At 32.5% G+C, this 22,533-nt stretch carries 15 protein-coding genes and 1 riboswitch; of the genes, 8 read left to right on the forward strand and 7 right to left on the reverse strand.

Translation table 11 applies throughout. From position 1 onward, the window contains the following. Window positions 1–92: 92 nt before the first annotated feature. A riboswitch (cobalamin riboswitch) is annotated at window positions 93–302 on the reverse strand. A 144-nt stretch (window positions 303–446) separates the two neighbouring features. From A4F88_RS03485 to A4F88_RS03495, 3 genes are all read left to right on the forward strand, one after another. Continuing rightward, window positions 447–1,010 carry a Crp/Fnr family transcriptional regulator gene (locus A4F88_RS03485; protein ID WP_068841121.1) on the forward strand — a complete coding sequence of 188 codons (564 nt, stop codon included), beginning with the start codon at window positions 447–449 and terminating at the stop codon, window positions 1,008–1,010. A gap of 174 nt (window positions 1,011–1,184) precedes the next feature. After that, window positions 1,185–1,574, forward strand: a complete 390-nt coding sequence (locus A4F88_RS03490; RefSeq protein WP_068841462.1) for a RidA family protein — start codon at window positions 1,185–1,187, stop codon at window positions 1,572–1,574. A 409-nt stretch (window positions 1,575–1,983) separates the two neighbouring features. Beyond that, entirely contained in the window at window positions 1,984–2,229 is a 246-nt protein-coding gene (locus A4F88_RS03495) for a hypothetical protein (RefSeq protein ID WP_068841122.1), read from the forward strand. Window positions 2,230–2,234: 5 nt separating this feature from the next. Here the strand turns inward: A4F88_RS03495 and A4F88_RS03500 are convergent, their stop codons facing one another. The 6 genes from A4F88_RS03500 to A4F88_RS03525 all read right to left on the reverse strand — a co-directional run bounded on the left by A4F88_RS03500 (window position 2,235) and on the right by A4F88_RS03525 (window position 11,937). Continuing rightward, on the reverse strand, window positions 2,235–2,678 hold the full coding sequence (locus A4F88_RS03500) for a hypothetical protein (RefSeq protein ID WP_068841123.1): 444 nt from the start codon (window positions 2,676–2,678) through the stop codon (window positions 2,235–2,237). Window positions 2,679–2,955: 277 nt separating this feature from the next. Beyond that, a complete protein-coding gene (locus A4F88_RS03505; RefSeq protein ID WP_068841124.1) occupies window positions 2,956–3,336 on the reverse strand; it encodes a YegP family protein in 381 nt (126 codons plus the stop codon). A gap of 47 nt (window positions 3,337–3,383) precedes the next feature. Further along, window positions 3,384–4,898 (reverse strand): PAS domain-containing sensor histidine kinase, encoded by a 1,515-nt coding sequence (locus A4F88_RS03510; RefSeq protein ID WP_068841125.1) that lies wholly within the window; start codon window positions 4,896–4,898, stop codon window positions 3,384–3,386. Between the two features lie 598 nt (window positions 4,899–5,496). Beyond that, a complete protein-coding gene (locus A4F88_RS03515) occupies window positions 5,497–6,144 on the reverse strand; it encodes a response regulator transcription factor (protein WP_068841126.1) in 648 nt (215 codons plus the stop codon). A gap of 105 nt (window positions 6,145–6,249) precedes the next feature. Continuing rightward, on the reverse strand, window positions 6,250–8,001 hold the full coding sequence (locus A4F88_RS03520; RefSeq protein ID WP_073075410.1) for a sensor histidine kinase: 1,752 nt from the start codon (window positions 7,999–8,001) through the stop codon (window positions 6,250–6,252). 546 nt (window positions 8,002–8,547) lie between these two features. Next, window positions 8,548–11,937, reverse strand: a complete 3,390-nt coding sequence (locus A4F88_RS03525; RefSeq protein WP_068841463.1) for a trifunctional glycoside hydrolase family 18/polysaccharide deacetylase/glycosyltransferase family 2 protein — start codon at window positions 11,935–11,937, stop codon at window positions 8,548–8,550. Window positions 11,938–12,168: 231 nt separating this feature from the next. On the opposite strand from A4F88_RS03525, the gene A4F88_RS03530 reads away from it, so the two are divergent. Beyond that, the gene (locus tag A4F88_RS03530) at window positions 12,169–14,793 is read left to right on the forward strand and encodes a phosphatidylglycerol lysyltransferase domain-containing protein (RefSeq protein WP_068841464.1); all 2,625 of its coding nucleotides are present in this window, start codon (window positions 12,169–12,171) and stop codon (window positions 14,791–14,793) included. 133 nt (window positions 14,794–14,926) lie between these two features. On the opposite strand, the gene A4F88_RS03535 is transcribed toward A4F88_RS03530, so the two are convergent. Further along, complete coding sequence (locus A4F88_RS03535; protein ID WP_068841128.1) at window positions 14,927–15,706, reverse strand: polysaccharide deacetylase family protein; 780 nt, start codon at window positions 15,704–15,706, stop codon at window positions 14,927–14,929. 207 nt (window positions 15,707–15,913) lie between these two features. Here A4F88_RS03535 and A4F88_RS03540 point away from each other — a divergent pair, with 207 nt between their 5' ends. The 4 genes from A4F88_RS03540 (at window position 15,914) to A4F88_RS03555 (ending at window position 22,430) form a co-directional block, all read left to right on the forward strand. Then, window positions 15,914–16,831, forward strand: coding sequence for a bestrophin family protein (locus tag A4F88_RS03540; RefSeq protein WP_068841129.1), 918 nt, complete (start codon window positions 15,914–15,916; stop codon window positions 16,829–16,831). 34 nt (window positions 16,832–16,865) lie between these two features. Further along, window positions 16,866–17,552: a response regulator transcription factor gene (locus A4F88_RS03545; protein WP_068841130.1), complete on the forward strand. Its 687-nt coding sequence runs from the start codon at window positions 16,866–16,868 to the stop codon at window positions 17,550–17,552. Continuing rightward, window positions 17,549–18,916, forward strand: coding sequence for a HAMP domain-containing sensor histidine kinase (locus A4F88_RS03550; RefSeq protein WP_245179013.1), 1,368 nt, complete (start codon window positions 17,549–17,551; stop codon window positions 18,914–18,916). The genes A4F88_RS03545 and A4F88_RS03550 overlap by 4 nt, the downstream gene beginning before the upstream one ends. 298 nt (window positions 18,917–19,214) lie before the next feature. Continuing rightward, window positions 19,215–22,430 (forward strand): TonB-dependent receptor, encoded by a 3,216-nt coding sequence (locus A4F88_RS03555; protein WP_068841132.1) that lies wholly within the window; start codon window positions 19,215–19,217, stop codon window positions 22,428–22,430. Window positions 22,431–22,533 lie beyond the last annotated feature (103 nt).

The following is a 22,533-nucleotide window of genomic DNA, read 5'->3' on the forward strand; positions in this document are numbered from 1 at the left end:
GCGGATGTAATAATCAAAAAGCAATAAGAAGGATCCCGTTATAAAAAATAACAGGTTGGTTTCTTGTTGTTCAACTTTATTCCACGAAAGTCTTAAACTATGTGATTGTGGCAGGTCTCCTGACTTGTTCCATCTTTAAAACAACCTTCTCATCCACGCAGCGGGACAATGGCATTAGTAACGTTTAAAGACTTATACAGAACTTACAGTAGCGGGTCTGTTCAGGATTTACACCTGATTCCCTTTTAACTGTTTTCTTCAAAAAATTCTAAAGAAAACAGACCAAAATCTGGCGTAAAGATATAATTATCTTTACAAAAAGAAGTATTCTGCAGAAAAATTACATTTTAAACAGTAAATTAATGTTTTTGTTATGTAAATATCAAAATTCAATAGTTTCAATTAAAATCTTTTACTTGCTAATTTTTCTATAACTTTGACCTAAGATGCAAGCCAACCTCAGAGAACATATCGAGAAAATAATACCGCTGACAGATGATGAGTTTGCCTTTGTAAACTCACATTTTAGCAGTAGGAAATTCAAAAAACATCAATTTTTGATTCAGGAAGGTGATCCTGTAAAGTATTCTTATTTTGTGATTTCAGGACTTTTGAAATTGGTTTATACGGATGGAAATGCAAAAGAACACATTGTCTCGTTTGCGATGGAAGATTGGTGGGAAAGTGATTATTATGCCTTTTTTACCCAATCTGAAGCGACAATGTCTTTACAATGCCTTGAGGACACAGAAGTACTTTGCTGCTCATTTGAAGATTATCAAAAACTATGTAACGGGCTACAGAAAATGGAGCGTTTTTTTCTGGAAAAAGCAACTTTTGGCTTTCTTGGATCACAACGCCGTATTATATCCTGGCAAACTTCTAACTCAAAGGAACGCTACGAGCAGCTTTTAAAACAATATCCTTCACTGTTTCAACGTGTTTCTAAAAGTCTTATTGCTTCTTATCTGGGCGTTTCCCGCGAAACTTTAAGTAGATTATCTTCTTAATGTGATATAACTCACTTTAAATTCGTGAGAAATATCAACACTCCATTTCGGCTGTTATTTTCAATTTTGCAGTATCAATTTTAAACTGTAATCGTGAAAAAAACAGCAAATCTTTTAGTATTACTATTATTCACTACGATGCCTGTACTGGCACAAACTAAAAAAACGAATCAAATGGAAAAAAGAGCAATTAATCCCTGGGAATGGCAGGATAAACGCAGTTATGTACAAGCTGTTGAAGTAAAGAATCCAACAGGAACATTATATGTTTCCGGGCAAACCGCCATTAATGCCGACGGAATTTCAAGCAATGCCGATATGAAATCACAAATAATTCTGGCATTAAAAAATCTGGAACAGGTAATTACCGAGGCTGGTTACGATTGCAAAGGTATTGTCAGGTTAAATATCTATACAACTAATACTGCTGAACTTTGGCCAAACTTTGACATTATTCAGGATTGGGTAGCCAAACACGGTATGAAACAGGCTACTACTCTATTAGAAGTTAAAAGTCTGTTTGAGACTTTAAAAGTAGAACTGGAAGCTACAGTTGTAAAATAAGTATATTTAAAATAACACTAATCCAAGCTGTATTTTCCTGAAAAAGAAGATACAGCCTGGATGTTTATGGTGCTTTTTTTTTAGATATTTTCTATTTTAACTTTTATAACAGTAGAAAATGTAATCTAAAATTGAGTTGCAAAGAAAAAAAAGAAATATTTTTCTTATTCAAATAAAAACATAAACAAAAGGATTACAACACATTAACTCAATATTTTTTAAAATTTAAATATTTTTTTAATTTTTTGAGCTATATTTCAAAACTAAAAAGTCAATTAAAACGTATTTGTCAGAAACGATAGTCTTGTAATAAGATAAATTCAATTCACTGTTACGTTTTTGGAAAAATATTGAATTTTATCTTATTCCTGATTATCGTTGTTTTTACTAAATTTAAGATTATTTAAGTGTGGAGAAAATAAATGTACTAAGATTAAAAAAGACTTTAGCTTATCTGGAAAGCAAACAGCGTGAATTAAAAAGAAATCACGAAAATGACACCCGAAGTATTGAATCTATGATCAAATATCTTAAAAAAGATATGCTGGAACAATTTAAACTAAGCCATTACGATATATACATTAAAGGCGAAATCAACAATACAGAAGTTTTTATACAAAGTGTGCAAAGTATTATAGACAGTAATTCTCAGTAGTTTAATTATACAAATAGGAATACTGTTTTAAAAAATCCGTGAAATAAGGCTTGGCTTTTATATAAATTCAATACATCATTTTTAAATCCTGAAGCATTATTTTTGAGATGCGATTTTAGATCTTTAACAATCGTTCTTTTTGTTTTGTAGCTATCCAGCATGATTAAGTCATTAATTTCTTCCATAAAAGAACTATTGCCTCGTAAACGTTTATTAAACAGGCAGACTAAGAATACGCAACCTTTTTTTTCCTGTTTCAAAAAATCTGCTAATTCTAATGTATTGTAAACTACAAATATAAAACGATTCAAATCTTTTAACTCAGTTTGATTTTCTGTCAATAAAGGATTCTCAATAAGATTAAACTCATTGATAAGTTCTTTTTTAAACATTTTAAAAAAGAGTCCTTTATTATCCCGTACTAAAACTTTTGCTTTTTCTCTTATCATTCTATTGCAACTTTAAACCTATTCATTCAAAAAAACATTTGAATGAAAAACAAGTACAAAAATACCTTAAGAAAAAAATATCAAGCATCTACAAAAAGACATAAAACAATTAAAATAAGACATTTATAGTTATTTTTTTTGTTTAAAAAAAGATCACTTTACTCCATGCAAATAAGACCGCTTTTGCGATCTTATTTGCTGGATAAAAAAATAAGTTTTTGAAATTATTAGTTCCTAAAAAATTAATAATTGAACCTCTTTCTGAAAGCACAATTTATTAAACTGCCTGTATTGCTATATTACGTGTCTTTCTGCCACTTTTATTATTACCTGACCTGTCTTCGATTGGGGCATCAAGGGCTTTTGTTTTAAAGGATTCAATTTCGTTATCGCACGAAAGCTTATCTTTAAACATCGTGCTCATGGCTATAATTCTTCCGTTAAAGGCTTTCAGATTAAAATATCTCCTGTTATCCGGAGTTTTTTTGCGAAAAAACTTCAGGTCTTCCTGCGAATTGGCTTTTACTGATTCAATTCCTTTTATGCACATAAATTTTCTGGTATATGCTCCACTTCTCAAAATAACTTCTTCTTCGTTATTTATGAAATCAAATAGATATTCTCCGTTTTTGTTTTTATTAATTACAAATTTTTCCATTTCTAAATTAATTTTGATGTAATCCTAAATATTAAATTATTCTTGTTCTAATCATTAAAAGTGATCTTAAATGTGGTTCCTTTTCCTACCTGGCTTTCTACTGATACTCTTCCGTTCATAGACTCAATCTGATTTTTTGTAATGTATAGTCCAATTCCGTTTGCTTCTTCATGTTTATGAAATGTCTTATACATTCCAAAAATTAAATGCCCGTATTTTTTAAGATCAATACCCAAACCATTGTCTTTTATGGTTAATACTTTCTTTTCATTTTCTGTAAAAAAATCAAATTCAATAGTCAAATGCTTATCCGGATTAGCGTACTTGATTGCATTTGTACATAAATTTTGCAGGACACTTTCAAGATAAGCCGGATTAAAATTAATGGTTGCTTCCTGAGGAATGTTGTTTATAACTGTTGCATTATTTTTATGACTGTAAGCATTAACGATATTTAACACTCTGCCCAGATAATCATTTAAATTCAAAGGTTTTACAACAATTTCAGTATTATTTTCCATATTGATTATTTGAGACAAATCTTCAATTGTCTTACTAAGATCATTAGAAACGGTACGCAGGTATTTCATAGTTTCGCGCTTCTCAGCAAAATTTTCTTCTAAATCGATCATGTCCAGAAGCAATTTAAAATTACCGGCATGAGAGTTTAAATTATGCGATACGATATGCGAAAAATTCAGTAATCTGTTGTTTTTTTCACTGTATAATTCCATTTTTTTCATCAGTTCCAGCTCTTTTTCTTTTTGAGATGAAACATCAGTATGTGTACCAACAACTTTTAATGGTTTTCCATTAACATCGCGTTCTACCACTTTACCTCTGCTAAGGATCCATTTGTATTTATTATTCGGGGTCAGGATACGATGAAAATATTCATAGCATGATGTCTTGTTTTCAAAATGATCGTCAAGAGCCATATTATATTTTTTAAGATCATCCGGATGAACAATATCGTCCCATGATGCCGGAACAGGAATACCAGCTGAAGTATCTGACTCTAATATTTTTAAAGATTGTTCAGAATAATTAACTCTATTTTCAGTCAAATCCCAATTCCAGATACCTGAATTTGAAGTTTCTAAAGCAAAATTAAAGCACTCTTCAGAAATTTTAAGCTTTGAATCCTGCTCTTTTAAATCCGTAATATCAGTTACACGTCCATATAATTCTATACTTCCGTCATTGTTTATTTCTCTTTTTGATGTGACTTTAAACCAGCATAAACCTTTTATGGGTAAGTGAACCCTGAAAGTACTGTTCCATTTTTGCCCTTTTTTGATAGAATCAATCAGGGATTGTTTTACAGAAATTTTATCTTGTAAGTGTATTCGATCGTAAACAGAAAGGATTGTTGTTGTAAACATATCATTTGGAAGGATTTCAAACATTTCGTATGCTGAATCGCTAATAAATGGCATATCATAATCATTATGCTCTGAAATCGTAAATACAAAAAAAGCATCCTGAATTTGATCAAATAGTTTAGATTTCAAAACATTAGTACTTTTATTTTTTTTTGTTTTATAAAAATCGAACTCCATACTCTTATTTTTTAAAATAACATTACTTAATTTTTAAAACACTTATGATTTAATAAAATCTGGTTAATATATTTCTATAACATATATTCCTAAAACTTGTTTGCGACAACATATAATGACAAGGAGAGATTTCTGTAGCCTTTTTTAATTGCATATCCCTATATATTAATACTATCATACATTCTCTCTCCGTTGCCATTTTTCTATTTCTTAAAATTTATTTTTTTTAAGTAATAAAACATCTATTTGCTGATCAGACGGTCATCTTCTAAAAAATTGACCTGCATTGTATAAATTCCAAAAAACACAAACAAAAACCGCCTGCAGCAACAAAAAGATTATTTTTAAGTCAGGAAGTTATGCCTCGTTGATTTATCATTTTATAATAACCTGAGTACTTCTTTCTACCTGACATTACAAAAATACACTCAATAAAATCAATACTTTATAGAATAATGTACGGCTTGCTGTAGAATTATTTCTACAGAAAATACCTCTAAATAAGAACCGCTAATTCTAAAAAAAAACAGGAATCAAAAGATTCCTGTTTTTCTGTAATGTATTCGGTAAAGAAGTATTTTATTTGAATTCGCTTTGACTATTCATCATAATAAAGCTGGAAAAACTTGATTAAATCAGCCAGATTGTCAATTTCCAGTTTTTCGAAAATCCTGTTTTTATAGGTACTTACAGTAGTTTTTTTAAGATTCAGAAGTTCTAGTATTTCCAGATTACCATAGCCTTTAATCAAAAGCTGAGCCACTTCTATCTCTCTGTTTGACAAGAGATCTAAAGGGTTTGTTGGCTTTTTTGAGATATACGAATCTAAAATTCTGTCTTTGATATTTTGCGTAATATATTTTCCTGACGCAATCATGGTATTAATTGCATTTTTCATTTCGTCTTCTGTCGTTTCCTTATTCAGGTATCCTGACGCACCCGCATTTAAATAACGCATAGCATATATATTTTCATCATAAGCCGAGAATATTAGTATTTTAATATCCGGCTGAAGTATCTTGATTTCTGATATTACATTTATACTATTACCATCTGGAAAATTTACATCTAATATTAATAAATCTACTTTTACTTCTTTTAAAATATTAAACGTCTCTTTAAAATTTCCTGCTTTATAAATTGTCGCATTCAGAAAAACCTCTTTGATAATAAGGGAAACGCCTTGTCTTACTACGCTATGGTCATCAGCGACTAAAAAAATATAGCTGTTATTTGTTGAATTCATTTTCCTTTACATAAATTAAAATTATTGCAGCTCTATTCTCAAACTTAATTGCTTTTTAAACTATTCTATTGGTAATTTACAAAATATATCTATGCCATTTATGCTTTAAACTAAACTTAACATCAAATTAAATAGAATCGTTGTGCCTTTACCTTCCTTACTTAACACGCTTATTTCGCCTCCAAATAATTCAACAATTTCTTTACATAAATTAAGCCCTAAGCCTACTCCAAGATCATTTACCTTTCCTGAAACGGTTCCCTGATAGTAAAGCTCAAATATGTTTTTTAAATCATTTTCTGAAATACCAACTCCATTGTCTTTGATTTCGACTTTTAAATTGATCTTTTTATTAGCAGCTTTTTCTGAATCAATTTTAATCAATATCAGTCCGTTGTTTGTAAACTTATTGGCATTACCAATAATGTTATAAAAAAGCTGATGTATTTTTGCCGCATCAGAATAAACTTCAAAATCAGAAATCAAATTAGAATTAACTTCTATTTTATTTCCTTTGCTTTCTACCAATGAAGTCATCGAGTAAATGATCTGATTGATTTCTTCTTTTAAATGAAATTGTTTGCTATTTAATCTTGGTGCATAATTCTCCTCTTTAGAATATTCTAAAATTTGATTGGCCAAAAGAAGCAGTGAATTTGTTGTAAACTGAATCGATTTAAATGTTTCTTTTATTTCAGGATCTTTTATAGAAGAACTTATCATTTTGCTGTAAATAGTAATGATGCTGAGAGGTGATCTGATTTCATGACTGATCATTCCCATAATTCTGTTTTTAAAATTGAGGCTTTCTCTAATTTTGATCTGAGCGATTGTTAACCTGTTTTCATACTGAAAAGCCATTCTGGTAAAGCTAAAAAGTATGATCGATATCACGAACATCAACAGTATCAAAATAGCAATAGTATAACTTCTGACTATTTTATTGGAGTTGTATTGATTTTGTAACTGCTTTTGGGTATTGTCCTGAAGCGTATTTAAGGATTTGTTGTAATTAGGCATTATCTCTGCTTCTAAATCCAGTAACTTGTTGTTAAGCTCTGTTAATTTAGAATCCTGATCTCTTAAACTTGCAAACGACTTTTTTAAATGCTGAAATTGATTTTCGTAGTATTTATTGGTTGTGTTAAACAAATTATTAAACTGTTCTTCGATACTTCCGGTTACTACTTTGTTATTGTATTTCATTGTAACCGTTATGTTCAGTTGCTCTTTCTGTACATTCATTTTTCCTGCCAAAGCATCACCAAGCCTGGAGAACAATCCTTTTCTTGATACACTGTCAACTTTTATATACGAGTCTGTTTTGATGCTGTCTAAAATTTTCTTGTATTCAAATTTATTCAGCTTAAATGGTTTTGATGCGTTGTTTTTATCCGGATTGGTCTGCATTTCGATAATAGAATCGATATCTGATTTTAAAGTCTCAATGGTATGTTCTGACTGATTCTTTTCTTTTAGAATCTTCATAAACTCCTTGTTACTTTTAGTAATCACACCCAGACTATCAATTAAACGACTGATCTCGTTTAATGAAGTGGTATAATCATTAAAAGATGCTTCATCTTTATTTTTGATATAGGTGCTAAAACTCTTTTGAGAATCAACAAATGAATTATTTATCCTTCCGGTAAAATGGGAAACCTGATTTATAGAATTCATAGAATCTAAAGCTTTGGACATCTCAGATTCATTAGAAGATTCATTGTACCAGATGATTACAACTACTAATTGCAAAAAAATAACACATGCTATTAAAGTGTAGTGAATTATTTTTCTGTGTTTGAATTTTAGTTTCAGGAAACTAAACGTATTATTCAATAAATGTTTTCTAATCAAAATTTATATTTTTAAATGATAAAAAATAATGAGTATAGAACAAAATCAATAACTCAAATAATTATTTTTAATTAGGTATCAGAAGTACCATCATGAATGATGTACTACATTTTGGGTAAATATTTTTTTTAGATTTTAATTAGGGTATTACTAATCAAAATCAATCGACGCTAATCTTTTTTTATTGTGCAAGAAAACATAGTCTGTTTTGCATAATAATCAAGTAAAGTTCCTGCAAATTAGCATGAACTATAACGACAACAAATATTTAAAAGAGATTTGGGGTGATCCTTTTAATTGATTAAATATGCTTAAACAATGTACATATTTTAATTTGTTTTTGGAATATAAATATGCTTTTATTTTTTTTAATGAGTTGCAAAAGTAGCAGGCTCTAAGTTAATATCATGTAGAACATTCTAAAACTATATGTAGAACTTATTCTACAAATTAAATACTTTTTTTTGAATTAAAATCTCCAGAATACAACATTAACCAAATCGTCAAAATAAACAATCTGATTTATAAAACCGTCGGATCCTTAAGTTACTCTAAAGATCCAACGTTTCCGGTTCTCGTTAATACTCCCCAACTCTGACTTTCTCCTTTAATCGCTCTTTTAATCGCTCTGAATAAAATAACATACATTAATTGTCGGTACACAAATCGTTGCGGAATAAGCCAGATTAATTTGCTTAACCTTTCTTTTTCAAAAATAAAAGCAATCACACTCACCAGCATATCAACCAACATAAAAACGAGGTAATAAATACCAATTTTATGTAAACTATCGGTATCATTATGATTCCAGATTAAACTTAGAATCAAAATTAAATCTGCCAATGGGGCAAAAATAGGAAGCACAATCTGAAAGATTAATACATTAGGCAGCGAAACCATTCCGAGACCTTTGTACTTTGGATTAAAACAAGCATCACGATTTTTCCAGAATGCCTGCATGATACCATAACTCCAACGGAAACGCTGTTTCATAAACTCATTCAAAGTTTCCGGTGCTTCGGTTACTGCAACAGCTTCTACACAATTTACAATTCGATAATTGTTTCGTAAAATCCTGATTGTTAAATCACAATCTTCTGCAAGTGTATCTGTGGTAAAACCTCCGGCTTTTTCAATTGCTTCTTTTCTAAACGCGCCAATGGCTCCCGGTACAACCGTGATTCCGTTAATTAAGTCAAAAGCTCTTCTGTCAAAATTTTGTGCAGTTGTATATTCAATACTTTGCCATTTGGCGAGCATGGTATTTTCGTTTCCTACTTTAACATTTCCGGCAACAGCTCCTACTTGTTCGTTGTTTTTAAATTGTAATGTAAAACACTTCATTAATTGCGAAAGTGCATCGGTTTTAAGCTGAGTATCTGCATCAATACAAACAACATAATCACTTTGGGTAATTGCAATTCCGTGATTAAGCGCCGATGCTTTACCTCCATTTATTTTGGTATGTACTTTTACTACATCATGATTTTTAAATGCGGTATCGACCTGACTGAATGTAGTGTCTTTCGAGCCATCATCAACAAAAATAATATCAAAATTAGGATAATCCTGTCTCAACAAATTATGAATCGTTTTAACGGCATTCACTTCTTCATTGTAAGCCGGCACGATAATGCTCACTTTGGGGTGATTTTCGTTTATTTCGTTATAATTTAATGGATATTTATAGTCTTTCCATTTCTTCAAAAATGCCATAATTGCCATTAATAAAATCCTGAAGAACCCAAGTAAAATGGCAATCCAGAATACGGCTGTGATAAAATGGCCGAACCAGTATCCCAGATCAAAAATAATATTGTCAATCGTCATCATATTACCTTTTGCCTTGGGCATAATCTCGTTTTTAGTTTTACCTAATAACTTCGAAACGGTGGTAAACTGAATTCCTTTGTCTTTAAAATATTTTATAATTCGTGGCAAGGCTTCCACAGTCGATTCTCTGTTTCCTCCGGCATCATGAAGCAATATAATTCCTTTGGTTGGATCAGCTTCATATTCTCTGACTACTCTTGCATAAACACTATCTGCCGAAACGCCTTTTTCCCAATCATTAGGGTCAATACTTTCTCCAACAGTATAATAATTTTGGGCTTTACTTAAGGCAACAGGTCTAAGCTCTGCCTCTGTTGTGGGTTCAGCATCTGCATTATAAGGTGCTCTGAAAAGAACTGTGCTTCGTCCTGTAACAGCTTCTATAAGTAGACGCGTTGTTTCCATTTCTGCCGAAGCTCTTTCTTTACTTACCAAAGCAATGTTTGGATGTGTGAATGTATGGTTACCAATTTCGTGTCCTTCTTCATAAATTCGCTGTAAAAGCGGAATATTATTTTCTCCCTGAAGTCCTACCACAAAAAATGTTGCGGGTACTTTTTCCTGTTTCAGAATATCTAAAATTTGTGGTGTATAAGTTGGATCCGGACCATCATCAAACGTTAGGATTACTTGCTTGTGCACGTTTCCAAACTTACTGATGACATATTTTGTAGGCAATTCTAAATATTTTTCTTCAGTGATAATAGATTCATTTGGATCTGTCTGAAGTTTAATTTTTCCGGGCTGCGGATCTGTAAGCACGTTCAGGATTTCTCCTTCACCAATATAATCCGGTGTAGAAAAAATCATGTGTACTTTTTCTAAAGTGCTAAAATCAAAAGCTGTTTTGGCAACGCTTTTGTTTGTTAAACTTCTATTGTAAAAATGCCATAACCTGCCATCTTCGCTGCCTAATCTCCACAATGCTGTTCCGGCAGTTCCGTACTCATCTGCAAAACGAATGGTGTTGAAATTGGTAGCGGCATCTGCAAAATAAACCTGATGTTTCTTGCCTGCTCCGTCAGTATAATTAAAGGAATTGTTATAGCTGTTATCATTAAAAATAATGTTTGCCCCATATTGTTTTGCCAGCGATAAAGCTTCATCATAAGTTACGGTAACGGCTTCTTTGTTTTCTTCCCAATCATAACCATAACCGGCAAAACAGAGAATAATTTTATTTGACGGAATTTCTTTTGCAACCTGATCCAGAATTCGCTCTATCCATTTCTGACTACTAATAGCACCGGGAACACTTCCGCTGTAATGCTCATCATACGCCATCAAAAACATATAATCATTGTATTTTGACAATGCTTTTATATTAAAATCTTCGTCATTTGCCATGATATCCTGCGTAACGAGAAATCCCATTGCATGCAGTTTTTCATAAAGTTCTTTTTGAAAAGCAATAATAGGTTCGTCACCGGTTTCTTTAAATTCTTCAAAATCAATATTAATTCCCTGAAGTTTATATTTTTTCAGGTTCTTTATAATATCATTAATTAGTCTTTCTTTTTTTACATCATCATGTAATATGCGATGAATCATATCGCCATCAAACTCACCTTCTCCTTTAGATTCGTTAATATTATTGATAAGCGGAACAATTTTAATTCCTGCTTTTTTCATGATCTTCAACGCTGCAGTATCAATTTCTGTGCGCAGCAAATCTGTTTTTGGGTCAATAAAAAACCATTCCGGAATGACCATATTGAGTTTGCCAATATTTTTTTGGAGTGAAAATAAACTTTGCGGATCCCAATCTACATAAAAAGCAGCACGAATTTCAGGAAAATCAATTCCCTGATTCTGCTTTTTAAGGTTTTCCATCTTTGACTTTGATCGCAAAAAACTGGTAAAACCTTTGTATTTTTTAAGCTCTTTGGTAGTAAGTTCAGCCGGAGTGCTTGGATTAACCAATTTTTGAGCAAAAGTATCATTTCCTAATATAGGCAATGGAGGTTTTAACCCGCGATGCAGTGTAATAATAAAAACAGGAATCAACATCAGAATGAGAAAAATAATCAATCTGGTTGACCATTGAAAGGTTCTCCAACGTAGTTTGGTTTCAGTCTGAAAGACTTGTTTTTTATGATCCATATTTTTTATTACAATTGATGCATAAATGTACATTATTTTTTGATTCTATTTATATCTTAACAAATCGAATTTAAGTTTTTATCTTACAAAAAATAAGCTTATTTTTAACTGGTGTTTCTCTTTACAGATTTGTTTTCTGCCTGAACAATTATCTGATTTTAAAAGAGAAAACTTGTCTTAAAAATGAAATAACAACCGGTTTTTATCACAAAGTAAATAATGGCTATTCTTATGAAAGAGATAAAAAACACTACTGCTTATTTTAGCGCACTCCTAAAAAAAATCGCTGCTTTTTTCTCTAAAAACAGCAAATTAATGGGGCAAATCGTTCTGACTTTAATTTTCTTTCTGATTGGCTTTTGGTTTATTAAAGAGGAACAAAGCGAACTGTATCAGATTAAAAACAGCATTACTGAGGCAAAACCTCTATGGATATTGATTGCTTTACTCGTAACAGTTCTATATATTTTTTTACAGGGATTAATGTACGTTGTTTCATTTTCTGCTATTGGTGCCAAAATAACCTGGAAAGATGCCAATACATTATTTTTAAAACGAAATTTCATCAGTGTTTTTATTCCCGCCGGCGGCATTACTTCTCTTTTCTTTTTTACAGATGTTTTATTAAAAAAAGGAATCACTAAAACAGAAGTTCATCTTGCCTCAGCCATTTACGGATTCGTTGGCATTGTATCTGTTATACTTTTTGCGATACCGTTATTTTTGTTTTCTTTATTAAAAGGAAGCATTGGTTATCATGAATGGCTTGTTCTTGCATTGGTAATTGTTATTTTACCACTATTGGTGGTTTTGTTTAATTCTATAATTCAAAAAGGAAATTTCTACAAGCTGTTGCTAAAAAGCTTTCCTAAAATAGAACCTTTTCTGATTGATTTGCATGAGCATAAAATAAACCGGATTAAGTTTTTTAAAATAATCCTGTGCTCCTTATTGATCGATGCCGTTGGTATTGCACATGTTTATATTGCCATGAAAGCGCTGCAATTTGAACCTTCACTTTTTTCGGCAGCAATGGCTTATGTAGTTGCTGTAATCTTTTTGATTATTTCTCCATTTTTACGAGGTTTAGGCGCTGTTGAAGTATCGATGAGTTATGTTTTAATACAATACGGTTTTAATAATATGGAAGCCGTTGCCATTACTCTTTTTTATCGGGTTTTCGAATTCTGGCTTCCTCTGTTTGCGGGGATTGTTTTGTTTTTGTCCAAAATTCATAAATTTCTTTTACGGGTTGTTCCGGCTTTGTTACTGCTCACGCTTGGAATTATCAATATTATATCTGTGCTGACTCCCGCTATTAACAGCCGACTTATAGCGCTTAAAAATTTTCTGCCAATAGAAGCTATTCATACCTCAAATTATCTGGTATTGGCAAGTGGTTTGTTTTCATTAGTTACTGCTGCTTTTATGCTTAAAGGGCTTCGTGCAGCCTGGTGGTTTGCACTATCTTTATCTGTACTTTCCCTGATTGGAAATCTTACTAAAGCCATTGACTTTGAAGAATCTACTATCGCATTTCTGGTTATTGTTGTTTTAATCGCTACAAGAAAGGAATATTATGTAAAAACAAACCCCAGACTTGGTCTTATAGGTTTGCAAACTTCACTGCTAAGTATTCTGGCTGTTTTAATCTATGGTATTTTAGGTTTTTACTTTTTTGATAAAAAACACTTTAATATTGATTTCAGTTTAATTGAATCTGTTCGGTATACGCTTCAGAATTATTTTCTTTTTGGAAGTGATAATCTGCATCCAACAGGAACTTTTGCGATGCATTTTTTATTTTCACTTAAAATTAGCGGCTTTGTTTCGTTTGCTTTTTTAATTTATACTCTGGTAAAACCTTCTATATTAAAAAATACGGTTACGACAGAAGAAAAAGAAATTGCTGACGGGCTTTTAAAACAATACGGAAACTCCAGCCTGGATTATTTTAAAACGTATTTTGACAAATCGATCTTTATTTCTAAAAGTAAAAATGCTTTTATTTCGTATCGTTTATCCGGAAATTTTGCAGTTGTATTAGAAAATCCTGTTGCAGGAAGTTATGAAGAAAGCAGGCTTTGTATTATTGAATTTGATCAATTTTGCTATGATTTTGGATTAAGAAGTATTTATTACCGAATACCTGAAAAAAACTTAAAAACCTATACTGAACTCGGTAAGAAATACTTTTTTCTGGGACAGGCAGCAATTGTTGATTTACAGGAATTTAGTCTTGAAGGACAAAGCAGAAAATCACTTCGAAATTCATTAAAAAAAATTACAGATCTTGGCTTACAGGCTACGATAAATGAACCTCCCGTAAAAGATGGTTTGCTGCAGCAAATTAAAGCTGTGAGCGATCAGTGGCTTCTGGAAACGTCAAGAAAAGAAATGCTGTTTTCTCAGGGGATTTTTTTGTGGGAAGAACTTAAAAACCAAACCATTATTACAGTCGAAAATAACGAAGGTAAAATTCTCGCGTTTCTAAACATTATTCCGGATTACAGAAAAAATGAAGGTACTTATGATTTAATCCGAAAAACAGATGATGCCCCAAATGGGATTATCGATTTTATGATGGTAGCACTTTTTAATTATCTGAAGTCAAAAAATACTACTCATGTCGATCTTGGACTTGCTCCGATGAGCGGTATTGAAAACCCTCAAACTATTCAGGAAAAATCGATGAAATATGCTTACGAAAAAGTACGATCGTTTTCACATTACAAAGGTCTTCGGGATTTCAAGAACAAATTTTCTCCTTCGTGGCACAATCAATACATTGTTTTCAATGATGATTATGATTTGATTCAGATTCCGCGAATTTTATCCAAAGTGATAAAACCTTAAATACAAGGAATGTCACAGATTAAAGGATTATATTAATTTCTCATGCAAATCCGGCAAATTTAAAATTCGTGAATTCGTGGCTTATTTACGATAGATTGCTAATTCCTCTCAAATCGTAAAATCCTGATAAAAATTATTGCTCAGGAAGCAAATCATCCAAATCAGATAATTTATAGAATTTAAGATCGTTAATTTTCATGTATTTACAAATAAACTCCAGGGTTTCAATTTTTACCTGATAGTTTTCTGTAACATCTTTTACCGGTTTATGACCGCATAAAAGCAGGATTTTATTGTGTTTTTTGGCATAATCCATTAGCTCCAAAACATAAGGAATACTAAAATGAATGTGACTGTTATCAATATCAAAAGCAAAAACAATTTTTGAGTTATTAAAATAGCTGTCTTGTTTTTCAGGAACTTCACCGCCAAAAGCCCTGCCTCTTATAATTTTAAATTTAGGCGATAATGCTTTATCCAATGCATCAGACCTTTCTCCATAAGGATATGCAAAGGTGGTCACTTTAAAAGATTTCTTTTTCATAGAAACAATCATAGGATCTATTTCCTGTTTCATGTATGCGTCAATTCCATGTTTTTTGACAAATTTAACCGCATTGTAATGATGGTAGCCATGTCCTGCAATTTCATGACCTTCTTTTTGCATTTCAAGCAGTTTCTTGATTTGTGGCGCTCCTATCGAATCTATTCGACAAACATTAAAAGTAGCTTTCCATCCGTATTTTTTCAAAGCCTGATCTGCTTCAAACCATTCATCGACATACGCATCATCAAAAGATAAAATAACTCCGGCTTTATAAGGTTTTGGCTCTGGCTTCTGTTTTTTAGTATCGCAGGAAAAAAGGGTTAAGAACATTAAAAACAACATTGTTTTGACTAAAAGTATCTTCATAAAGTGCAATAGTTATTTAAAAATGAAATTTCAGGATGTATTTGATTCAGCTAATTTAACGTATAATCGTATTTCAAATATAAACTTTTTTCGAAATCTTTTACTTACGCTCCATATAATTAATATCCCCTAACATTCATTCTCTTTTTTTTGTGATCGGAAATACTTTTAATTACTTTTATACCAATAATTCCATCATCATTCCTAATGATTATAAAGAAAAAAGACACCTGGTTTAAAATGCTCTTTGAGTGGAAAGGTTCTGTTTTGCCGCAACTGCTTCCGAGGCTTTTATTGCTGCTGTTATTTTCGTTTACAGTGGTTTATTTTAAACCTTATCTCATACAATATAATTTACACATTAATCCTGCTATTTTTACTTTATTCGGGATTGCACTTGCCATATTTCTTGGATTTAGAAATAGTGTGAGTTATGACCGCTTCTGGGAAGGCAGAAAACTTTGGGGCGCTTTGCTTAATGACACACGATCTCTTGCCAGACAAAGTATTACATTGATAAACGATGCGGCATATCAAACCAAACGCGACCACTTTACTAATTTGCTTATTGCTTTTGTATATAGCCTGAAACATCAGCTTAGAGAAACTGATCCGACTCAGGACATGAACCGTTTATTACCGGCAGAATTTGCAGAACAGCTTAAAGAAGTACGTTTTAAACCCATTATTATTTTACGTGAATTAGGCGTTTGGGTAAAAAATGCCAAATCAGATAATAAAATTGACAGCATTACGCAATTGGCTTTTGAAGAAAATCTGAACAAACTCTCTGATATTGTTGGCGGATGTGAAAGAATAGCCGGCACACCAATTCCATATACCTATAGTGTATTGCTGCACAGAACAGTTTACATTTATTGCTTTCTGTTGTCTTTTGGTTTTGTAGAAACAATGGGCTGGATCACGCCATTTATTATTGTTTTTATAGCTTATACTTTTGTCGCACTTGAAGCTATTGCCGATGAACTCGAAAATCCGTTTGGTTTACAGCCCAATGATCTGGCATTAGACGCTATGTCGCAAATGATCGAGAATACACTTTTAGAATTAAACGATAAAAAAATAATGCCGGTAAACAATGCTAATAATTATTGCCTTACCTAAATTATGATAATAAACACTCCAATTATATTTGGTTATGAATAAAGTATTATTAGTTGAAGACGATCCAAGAGTGGCTTCATTTATTACAAGAGGACTTGAGGAACAACTTTATGAGGTTAAAACCATCACCAAAGGTTTTGACGCCATAAAAGAAGTCATGGAAAATGAATATAATATTATTATTCTCGATATTATGCTTCCTGATATTACAGGATTTGAAGTTTGCGAAGTTTTAAGAAGCCGAAAAATTATAGTGCCTATTCTTATTTTAAGTGCACTCGATACACCACAGGAAAAAGTAAAAGGATTACAAGCCGGAGCCGACGATTATCTCGCAAAACCTTTTTTGTTTGAAGAATTGCTTGCCAGAATAAATGCTCAGCTTCGTCGTGCCGAATTTAGCTCAGGAATTTTGGATTTTCAGTCCTATGCCGGAGTCGAGATTAATATGAAAGAACAAAGTGCCACAAGAGACGGAAAAGAACTCAACTTATCCTCAAGAGAACTGAAGCTTTTGATCTTTTTTATGAAAAACCGCGAGAAAGCTTTATCCCGAATTGCAATTGCACAGGCAGTCTGGAATATCGATTTTGATACCACATCAAATACAGTCGATGTTTACATTAACTATTTACGTAATAAAATAGATAAAAATTTCCCTACTCCATTAATTCATACCATAAAAGGAACAGGATATATGCTCAAACAAAAAGAGTTATGAATCTTAAAAATAAATTAGCAGTCAATTCTACACTGCTTTTTGCTTTTATAGTCGGGCTGCTTATGGCCGGATCATTTCTCTTGTTTACCAGTCACATGAAAGATCTTTATTTTGATACTCTGGAAGATCATGCCATGACTACTGCCCTTTTTTATTTTGAAAAAGACGAAATAAAAGAAATCAACAGTGCGCGTTACCGTCAGATAGAAATTCAGTACAAACGAATCAACAATGAATCGATACGGGTTTATGACGCCAAAACAAAAAAAATATTTGTACAGGATCATATTGATGTTAATTTAAGCGATCAGTACTTAGATGCTATAGTCAAAAATACAATCCTGTCTTTTACTATTAACGACAGACAATTTGTTGGATTATACTACAAAGACAATCAGGGAGATTTTATTATTGTGGTTTCCGGAATTGACCGTGCCGGAAATCGTCAGCTCGAGATTCTTGGCTTTATGTTCATCCTGTTTTATCTTGCCGGAATTCCGCTTAATTATCTTTTGGGAACATTTTTAGCCAGACAAACTTTTCGTCCTTTTGAAGAAGTCATTGCCAAAGTAAATACCATAACAACTGAAAATCTTCATTCGAGATTAGAAGTATCACCAACCAGCGGCAGAGATGAAATTAAAGAATTGGCTACGACCTTTAATTATCTTTTAGAAAGACTCGAAAGCGGTATCATGATTCAGAAGAATTTTCTGAAAAATGTTTCGCACGAACTCAAAACACCACTTACTATTATTATAGGAGATATTGATGTTTCGCTACAGCAACCCAGAACCAACGAACAATATGAGGAAATATTAAAATCACTTCGAAAAGACACTTTACATCTTAAAGCAACTCTTGAAGGACTTTTGGTATTATCGGGTCTTGAACTTTCGGAACCGCAACAAATGGAAATGGTTCGTATAGATGAAATACTCTGGAATGTTCTGGAAAAGAAAGCTATTGAATATCCTGAATCTAAAGTTTCTGTGCATCTTAATGCTATTGCAGATCACGAAGATTTACTATCTGTTTATGCCAATAAGCATATGTTGTTTATTGCCTTATATAATATTCTGGACAATGCCATAAAATTTTCATCACCTGCACCAGTAGATGTTTTTGCCTATTCGAACAAGGGAAAACTGGAAATAAAAATCACAGATCAGGGTCCCGGAATTTCAGATACTGATAAAGATGCTATTTTCGAACTCTTTTTTAGAAGTGATAATACACGCCATATTCAGGGACAGGGATTGGGGCTTTTTATTACCATGCAAATTCTGAGACTTCACGAAATTAATGTAACTCTAACATCTGAATTAGAAAAAGGAACTTCCTTTTCTTTGTTATTCCCTTAAGTAATTTCATTTTTTTTGCATTAAAAAATCAATAACCTATTGCGGTCGTTTTTATCTTCGGTAACGTTAAATTAACACTCTAATCTTTTTTTAATCTACTTTAAATACAAATCTAATCTGTTATTTTTTAGTTTTTTCATTCAAACTGCTGATCTTAAAGACCTAAAACGGTTTTACAAAAATATCACGTTCGTAATTTTAAGTTAACAATAAATGGTTTTATCATTTTATGTTAACAAAAGCGTTAAATCTGATCGAAACAAAGGCAGTTTCTTTGTCAAATAAAAACTAAACAACAATGACAAAACTAAAACTCTTTTTTTCGGCTGTGATGCTTCTCGTAATGGGAAACATTTTTGCCCAAATTACAACCTCATCCTTAACGGCAAAAGTAAATGATGGAACAAGTCCCCTTACTGGCGCTGAGGTTACATTAACACATTTACCTACCAATTCAGTTTACAGAGCTGTAACTGATAAACAAGGTAGATTTAGTTTCGAAAATTTAAATGCCGGTGGACCTTACGAATTAGAAATTAAAAGCAAGGACACCAAAGATTACTCGAATGCACAAATACATTTAGCTCTTGGTGATAATGATTTACCAACTATTGTGCTTAATAAAGCAGACAATAATGTATTAGAAGAAGTAGTGATTACAAGCTCAAAACCTTCTTCGAAAAACAACGGTACAAACATTAACGGAAAACAAATAAATGGTCTGCCGTTAATCAACAGAGGAATTCAGGATGTTACCAAACTGGTTCCACAAAGTTCTAACAACTCTTTTGCAGGAACTAACTTCAGATACAATAACGTAACAATTGATGGTTCTATAAACAATGATGCAATTGGTTTTAGCCCGTCTTTAGGAGGACAATCAGGAACTTCGGGTATGCCTGGAAGCAGTACACGTTCTAACTCTATCAGTTTAGATGCGATTCAGGATATTCAGGTTTATATTGCTCCTTATGATATTAAATTAGGAAACTTTTTAGGAGGAAGTGTAAATGCAGTTACCCGCAGCGGTACAAATGAAGTAAGCGGATCTATTTATAGTTATGGCAGAAGCGCCGCTATCACAGGTCCTAATAATGCAGGTGACGGTTCTAAAATGCCAAGTGCTTTTGGTGATTACCAGGTTGGTTTCAGATTAGGATTACCAATCATCAAAGACAAATTGTTCTTCTTTACCAATATGGAATATGCTGAAAGAACAGATCCTTTGTTTTACAATGCAGGACAAACAAACTCTGCCGGAAAACTAACTTCATTAGTTGATAATGCTACAGCAGAACAAATTGCTAATTTCGTTAAAACCAACTACGGATTTGATCCGGGAAGCTACGGTTCATACAATAACTTTGCAAAAAGCCAGAAATTCTTCAATAAATTAGACTGGAAAATTAATGACAAGCACTCTCTTTCATTAAGAAACAATACAGTTATCTCTCAGGCTTCAAACTTAGAGCGTGATGCAGCAAACTTCAGGTTCTCAAGCATGGACTTTACTCAAAAAAACCAATCTATTAGTACGGTTTTAGAATTAAAAAGCCACTTTAACAGCCAATGGTCTAACTCTTTTATTGCAAGTTACTCAGCTATTAAAGATTACCGTGATCCAAAATCAAGCAATGCTATGTTTCCACAAGCAGAGATTGGGTATAACGGAGGAACTATTTTCTTAGGAAATGACCGTGAAGCAACTGTTTTTAACATGAAACAAAACACTGCTGAAATCACAGACAACCTTACTTATAAAACAGGAAACCATACTTTATTATTTGGTACTCACAACGAATTTTACGACATCAACTACGGATTCGTAAATGCTCTTAACGGAAGAGTTTCATACAAATCTCTTGCAGATTTCTACAATAAACTTCCTACTCGTGTTCGTGGAACTTATCCTTTTGATGGTTCAACAAGAGATCAGATTTTTAATGATCCTTATGCTAAATTCAAAGTAAACCTTTATAGTTTTTATGTACAGGATGAAATTAGAATTGGTAACAAATTAAAAGTTACACCAGGTGTAAGAATTGATTATACAGATGTACCAAATAAACCAAAATTAAGCCCGCAAGTACAAAACTCTCCGGCTGATCCAAATTACGGAACAACTTATGAGTACACACCTTTAAGCCAAATTAAAAACAACTTTTTCAGTACAGCTTTAGTTTCTCCAAGAATTGGATTTACTTATAATGTAGACGAAGACAAAACCTTAGTTTTAAGAGGTGGATCAGGAGTATTTACAGGTAGAATTCCGTTTGCATGGTTAGGATATGCTTATTACAATGATGGTGTAGGTTACGGAAGTTATGACAAAAATAACCTTACTCCTGCTCAGGTTGCAGCAGCTGGTGATCCTTTGGCAACTAACGGTTTAAATGGATACCATGATGCAACACCAAAAGTACAGGCAGATTTAGTTGACAATAAATTTAAAATGCCGGCTGTTTTAAGAAACTCTCTTGCCATCGACAAAACTTTCGACGGATATAAATTTACAGTTGAAGGTATTTATACAAAAGTAATTCGTGATTTAGAATTTCAACAAGTAAACAAAACAGATAATCCTACGTATTTCTCTTATGATACTAATCATCAGATGCCAATTTACGCAGCAAATATCAACCCTGCTTTCTCAAATGCTTACCTGCTTTCAAATACAAATAAAGGATACAGATACAGCATCACTGAAATGATCACAAAAACATATGATTTTGGTATGAACTTTATGGTTGCTTATACTTACGGAGATTCAAGAGACGTTACAAACGGAATCCGTAACTCTATGGAAAGTAACTTCCAGATGAACCAGTCATTAACACCTAATGATCCTCAATTGGCAACTTCTAACTTCAATATCAAACACAGAATCGTTTCTAGCGTAGGATATGCAGTAAAATTAGCTGATAACAATACTTTCTCTGCTAATGTGTACTTTAATGCACAATCAGGAAATCCGTTCTCATGGGGATTTGTAAACTCTACAATTGCAGGAACAGGACAAGCAGCAGGATTAGCGTATATCTTTAAAGATGCAACAGAAGCAGCAAAATATATTGGAGTAAATGCAGCAGGAGTTCCATCAGCTACAGCAGCTCAACAAGTTGCAGATTACGAAGCTTTTATCAATGGTAACGACTATTTAAAAAGCAGAAGAGGAACATTTACACAAAGAAATGGTGATACTACACCATGGAACATTCAGGCAGATTTGAAATTAATGGATGAAATCAAAGTTGCAAAAGTTGGTACATTCCAGGTTTCATTTAGCATGGCAAACATCGGAAACCTTATCAATAAAGATTGGGGAAGAAGTTATTTCGTTCCAAACACTTACAATTCAACAGCAAATTTGGGGTTAACAAAATCAGGAAACTTAGGCGGAGTTGCTACTGGCGATCCAACTTATACTTTCCAAAAGCCAACCTCAACACCTTATACTGTAGATCAATTAGCTTCAAGATTCCAAGGACAACTTGGTGTTAGGTATTCGTTCTAAAGATTGTGTTTTATTTTTTTTTATTTGTCCCCCAGTTTCAAACCTTATGAAACTGGGGGACTCTTTTTATAGATATCTCTCATAACTTCGTATTTATTGAGCA

Source organism: Flavobacterium chilense (assembly GCF_001602525.1).
GTDB classification, from domain to species: domain Bacteria; phylum Bacteroidota; class Bacteroidia; order Flavobacteriales; family Flavobacteriaceae; genus Flavobacterium; species Flavobacterium chilense.

Bases quoted from the DNA above. Each gene is read 5' to 3' on its own strand.
- A4F88_RS03540 (WP_068841129.1), top strand. From the start codon at position 15,914: ATGATTATAAAGAAAAAAGACACCTGGTTTAAAATGCTCTTTGAGTGG.
- A4F88_RS03510 (WP_068841125.1), bottom strand. From the start codon at position 4,898: ATGGAGTTCGATTTTTATAAAACAAAAAAAAATAAAAGTACTAATGTT.
- A4F88_RS03490 (WP_068841462.1), top strand. From the start codon at position 1,185: ATGGAAAAAAGAGCAATTAATCCCTGGGAATGGCAGGATAAACGCAGT.
- A4F88_RS03530 (WP_068841464.1), top strand. From the start codon at position 12,169: ATGAAAGAGATAAAAAACACTACTGCTTATTTTAGCGCACTCCTAAAA.
- A4F88_RS03545 (WP_068841130.1), top strand. From the start codon at position 16,866: ATGAATAAAGTATTATTAGTTGAAGACGATCCAAGAGTGGCTTCATTT.
- A4F88_RS03500 (WP_068841123.1), bottom strand. From the start codon at position 2,678: ATGATAAGAGAAAAAGCAAAAGTTTTAGTACGGGATAATAAAGGACTC.
- A4F88_RS03485 (WP_068841121.1), top strand. From the start codon at position 447: ATGCAAGCCAACCTCAGAGAACATATCGAGAAAATAATACCGCTGACA.
- A4F88_RS03515 (WP_068841126.1), bottom strand. From the start codon at position 6,144: ATGAATTCAACAAATAACAGCTATATTTTTTTAGTCGCTGATGACCAT.
- A4F88_RS03505 (WP_068841124.1), bottom strand. From the start codon at position 3,336: ATGGAAAAATTTGTAATTAATAAAAACAAAAACGGAGAATATCTATTT.
- A4F88_RS03525 (WP_068841463.1), bottom strand. From the start codon at position 11,937: ATGGATCATAAAAAACAAGTCTTTCAGACTGAAACCAAACTACGTTGG.
- A4F88_RS03555 (WP_068841132.1), top strand. From the start codon at position 19,215: ATGACAAAACTAAAACTCTTTTTTTCGGCTGTGATGCTTCTCGTAATG.
- A4F88_RS03535 (WP_068841128.1), bottom strand. From the start codon at position 15,706: ATGAAGATACTTTTAGTCAAAACAATGTTGTTTTTAATGTTCTTAACC.
- A4F88_RS03550 (WP_245179013.1), top strand. From the start codon at position 17,549: ATGAATCTTAAAAATAAATTAGCAGTCAATTCTACACTGCTTTTTGCT.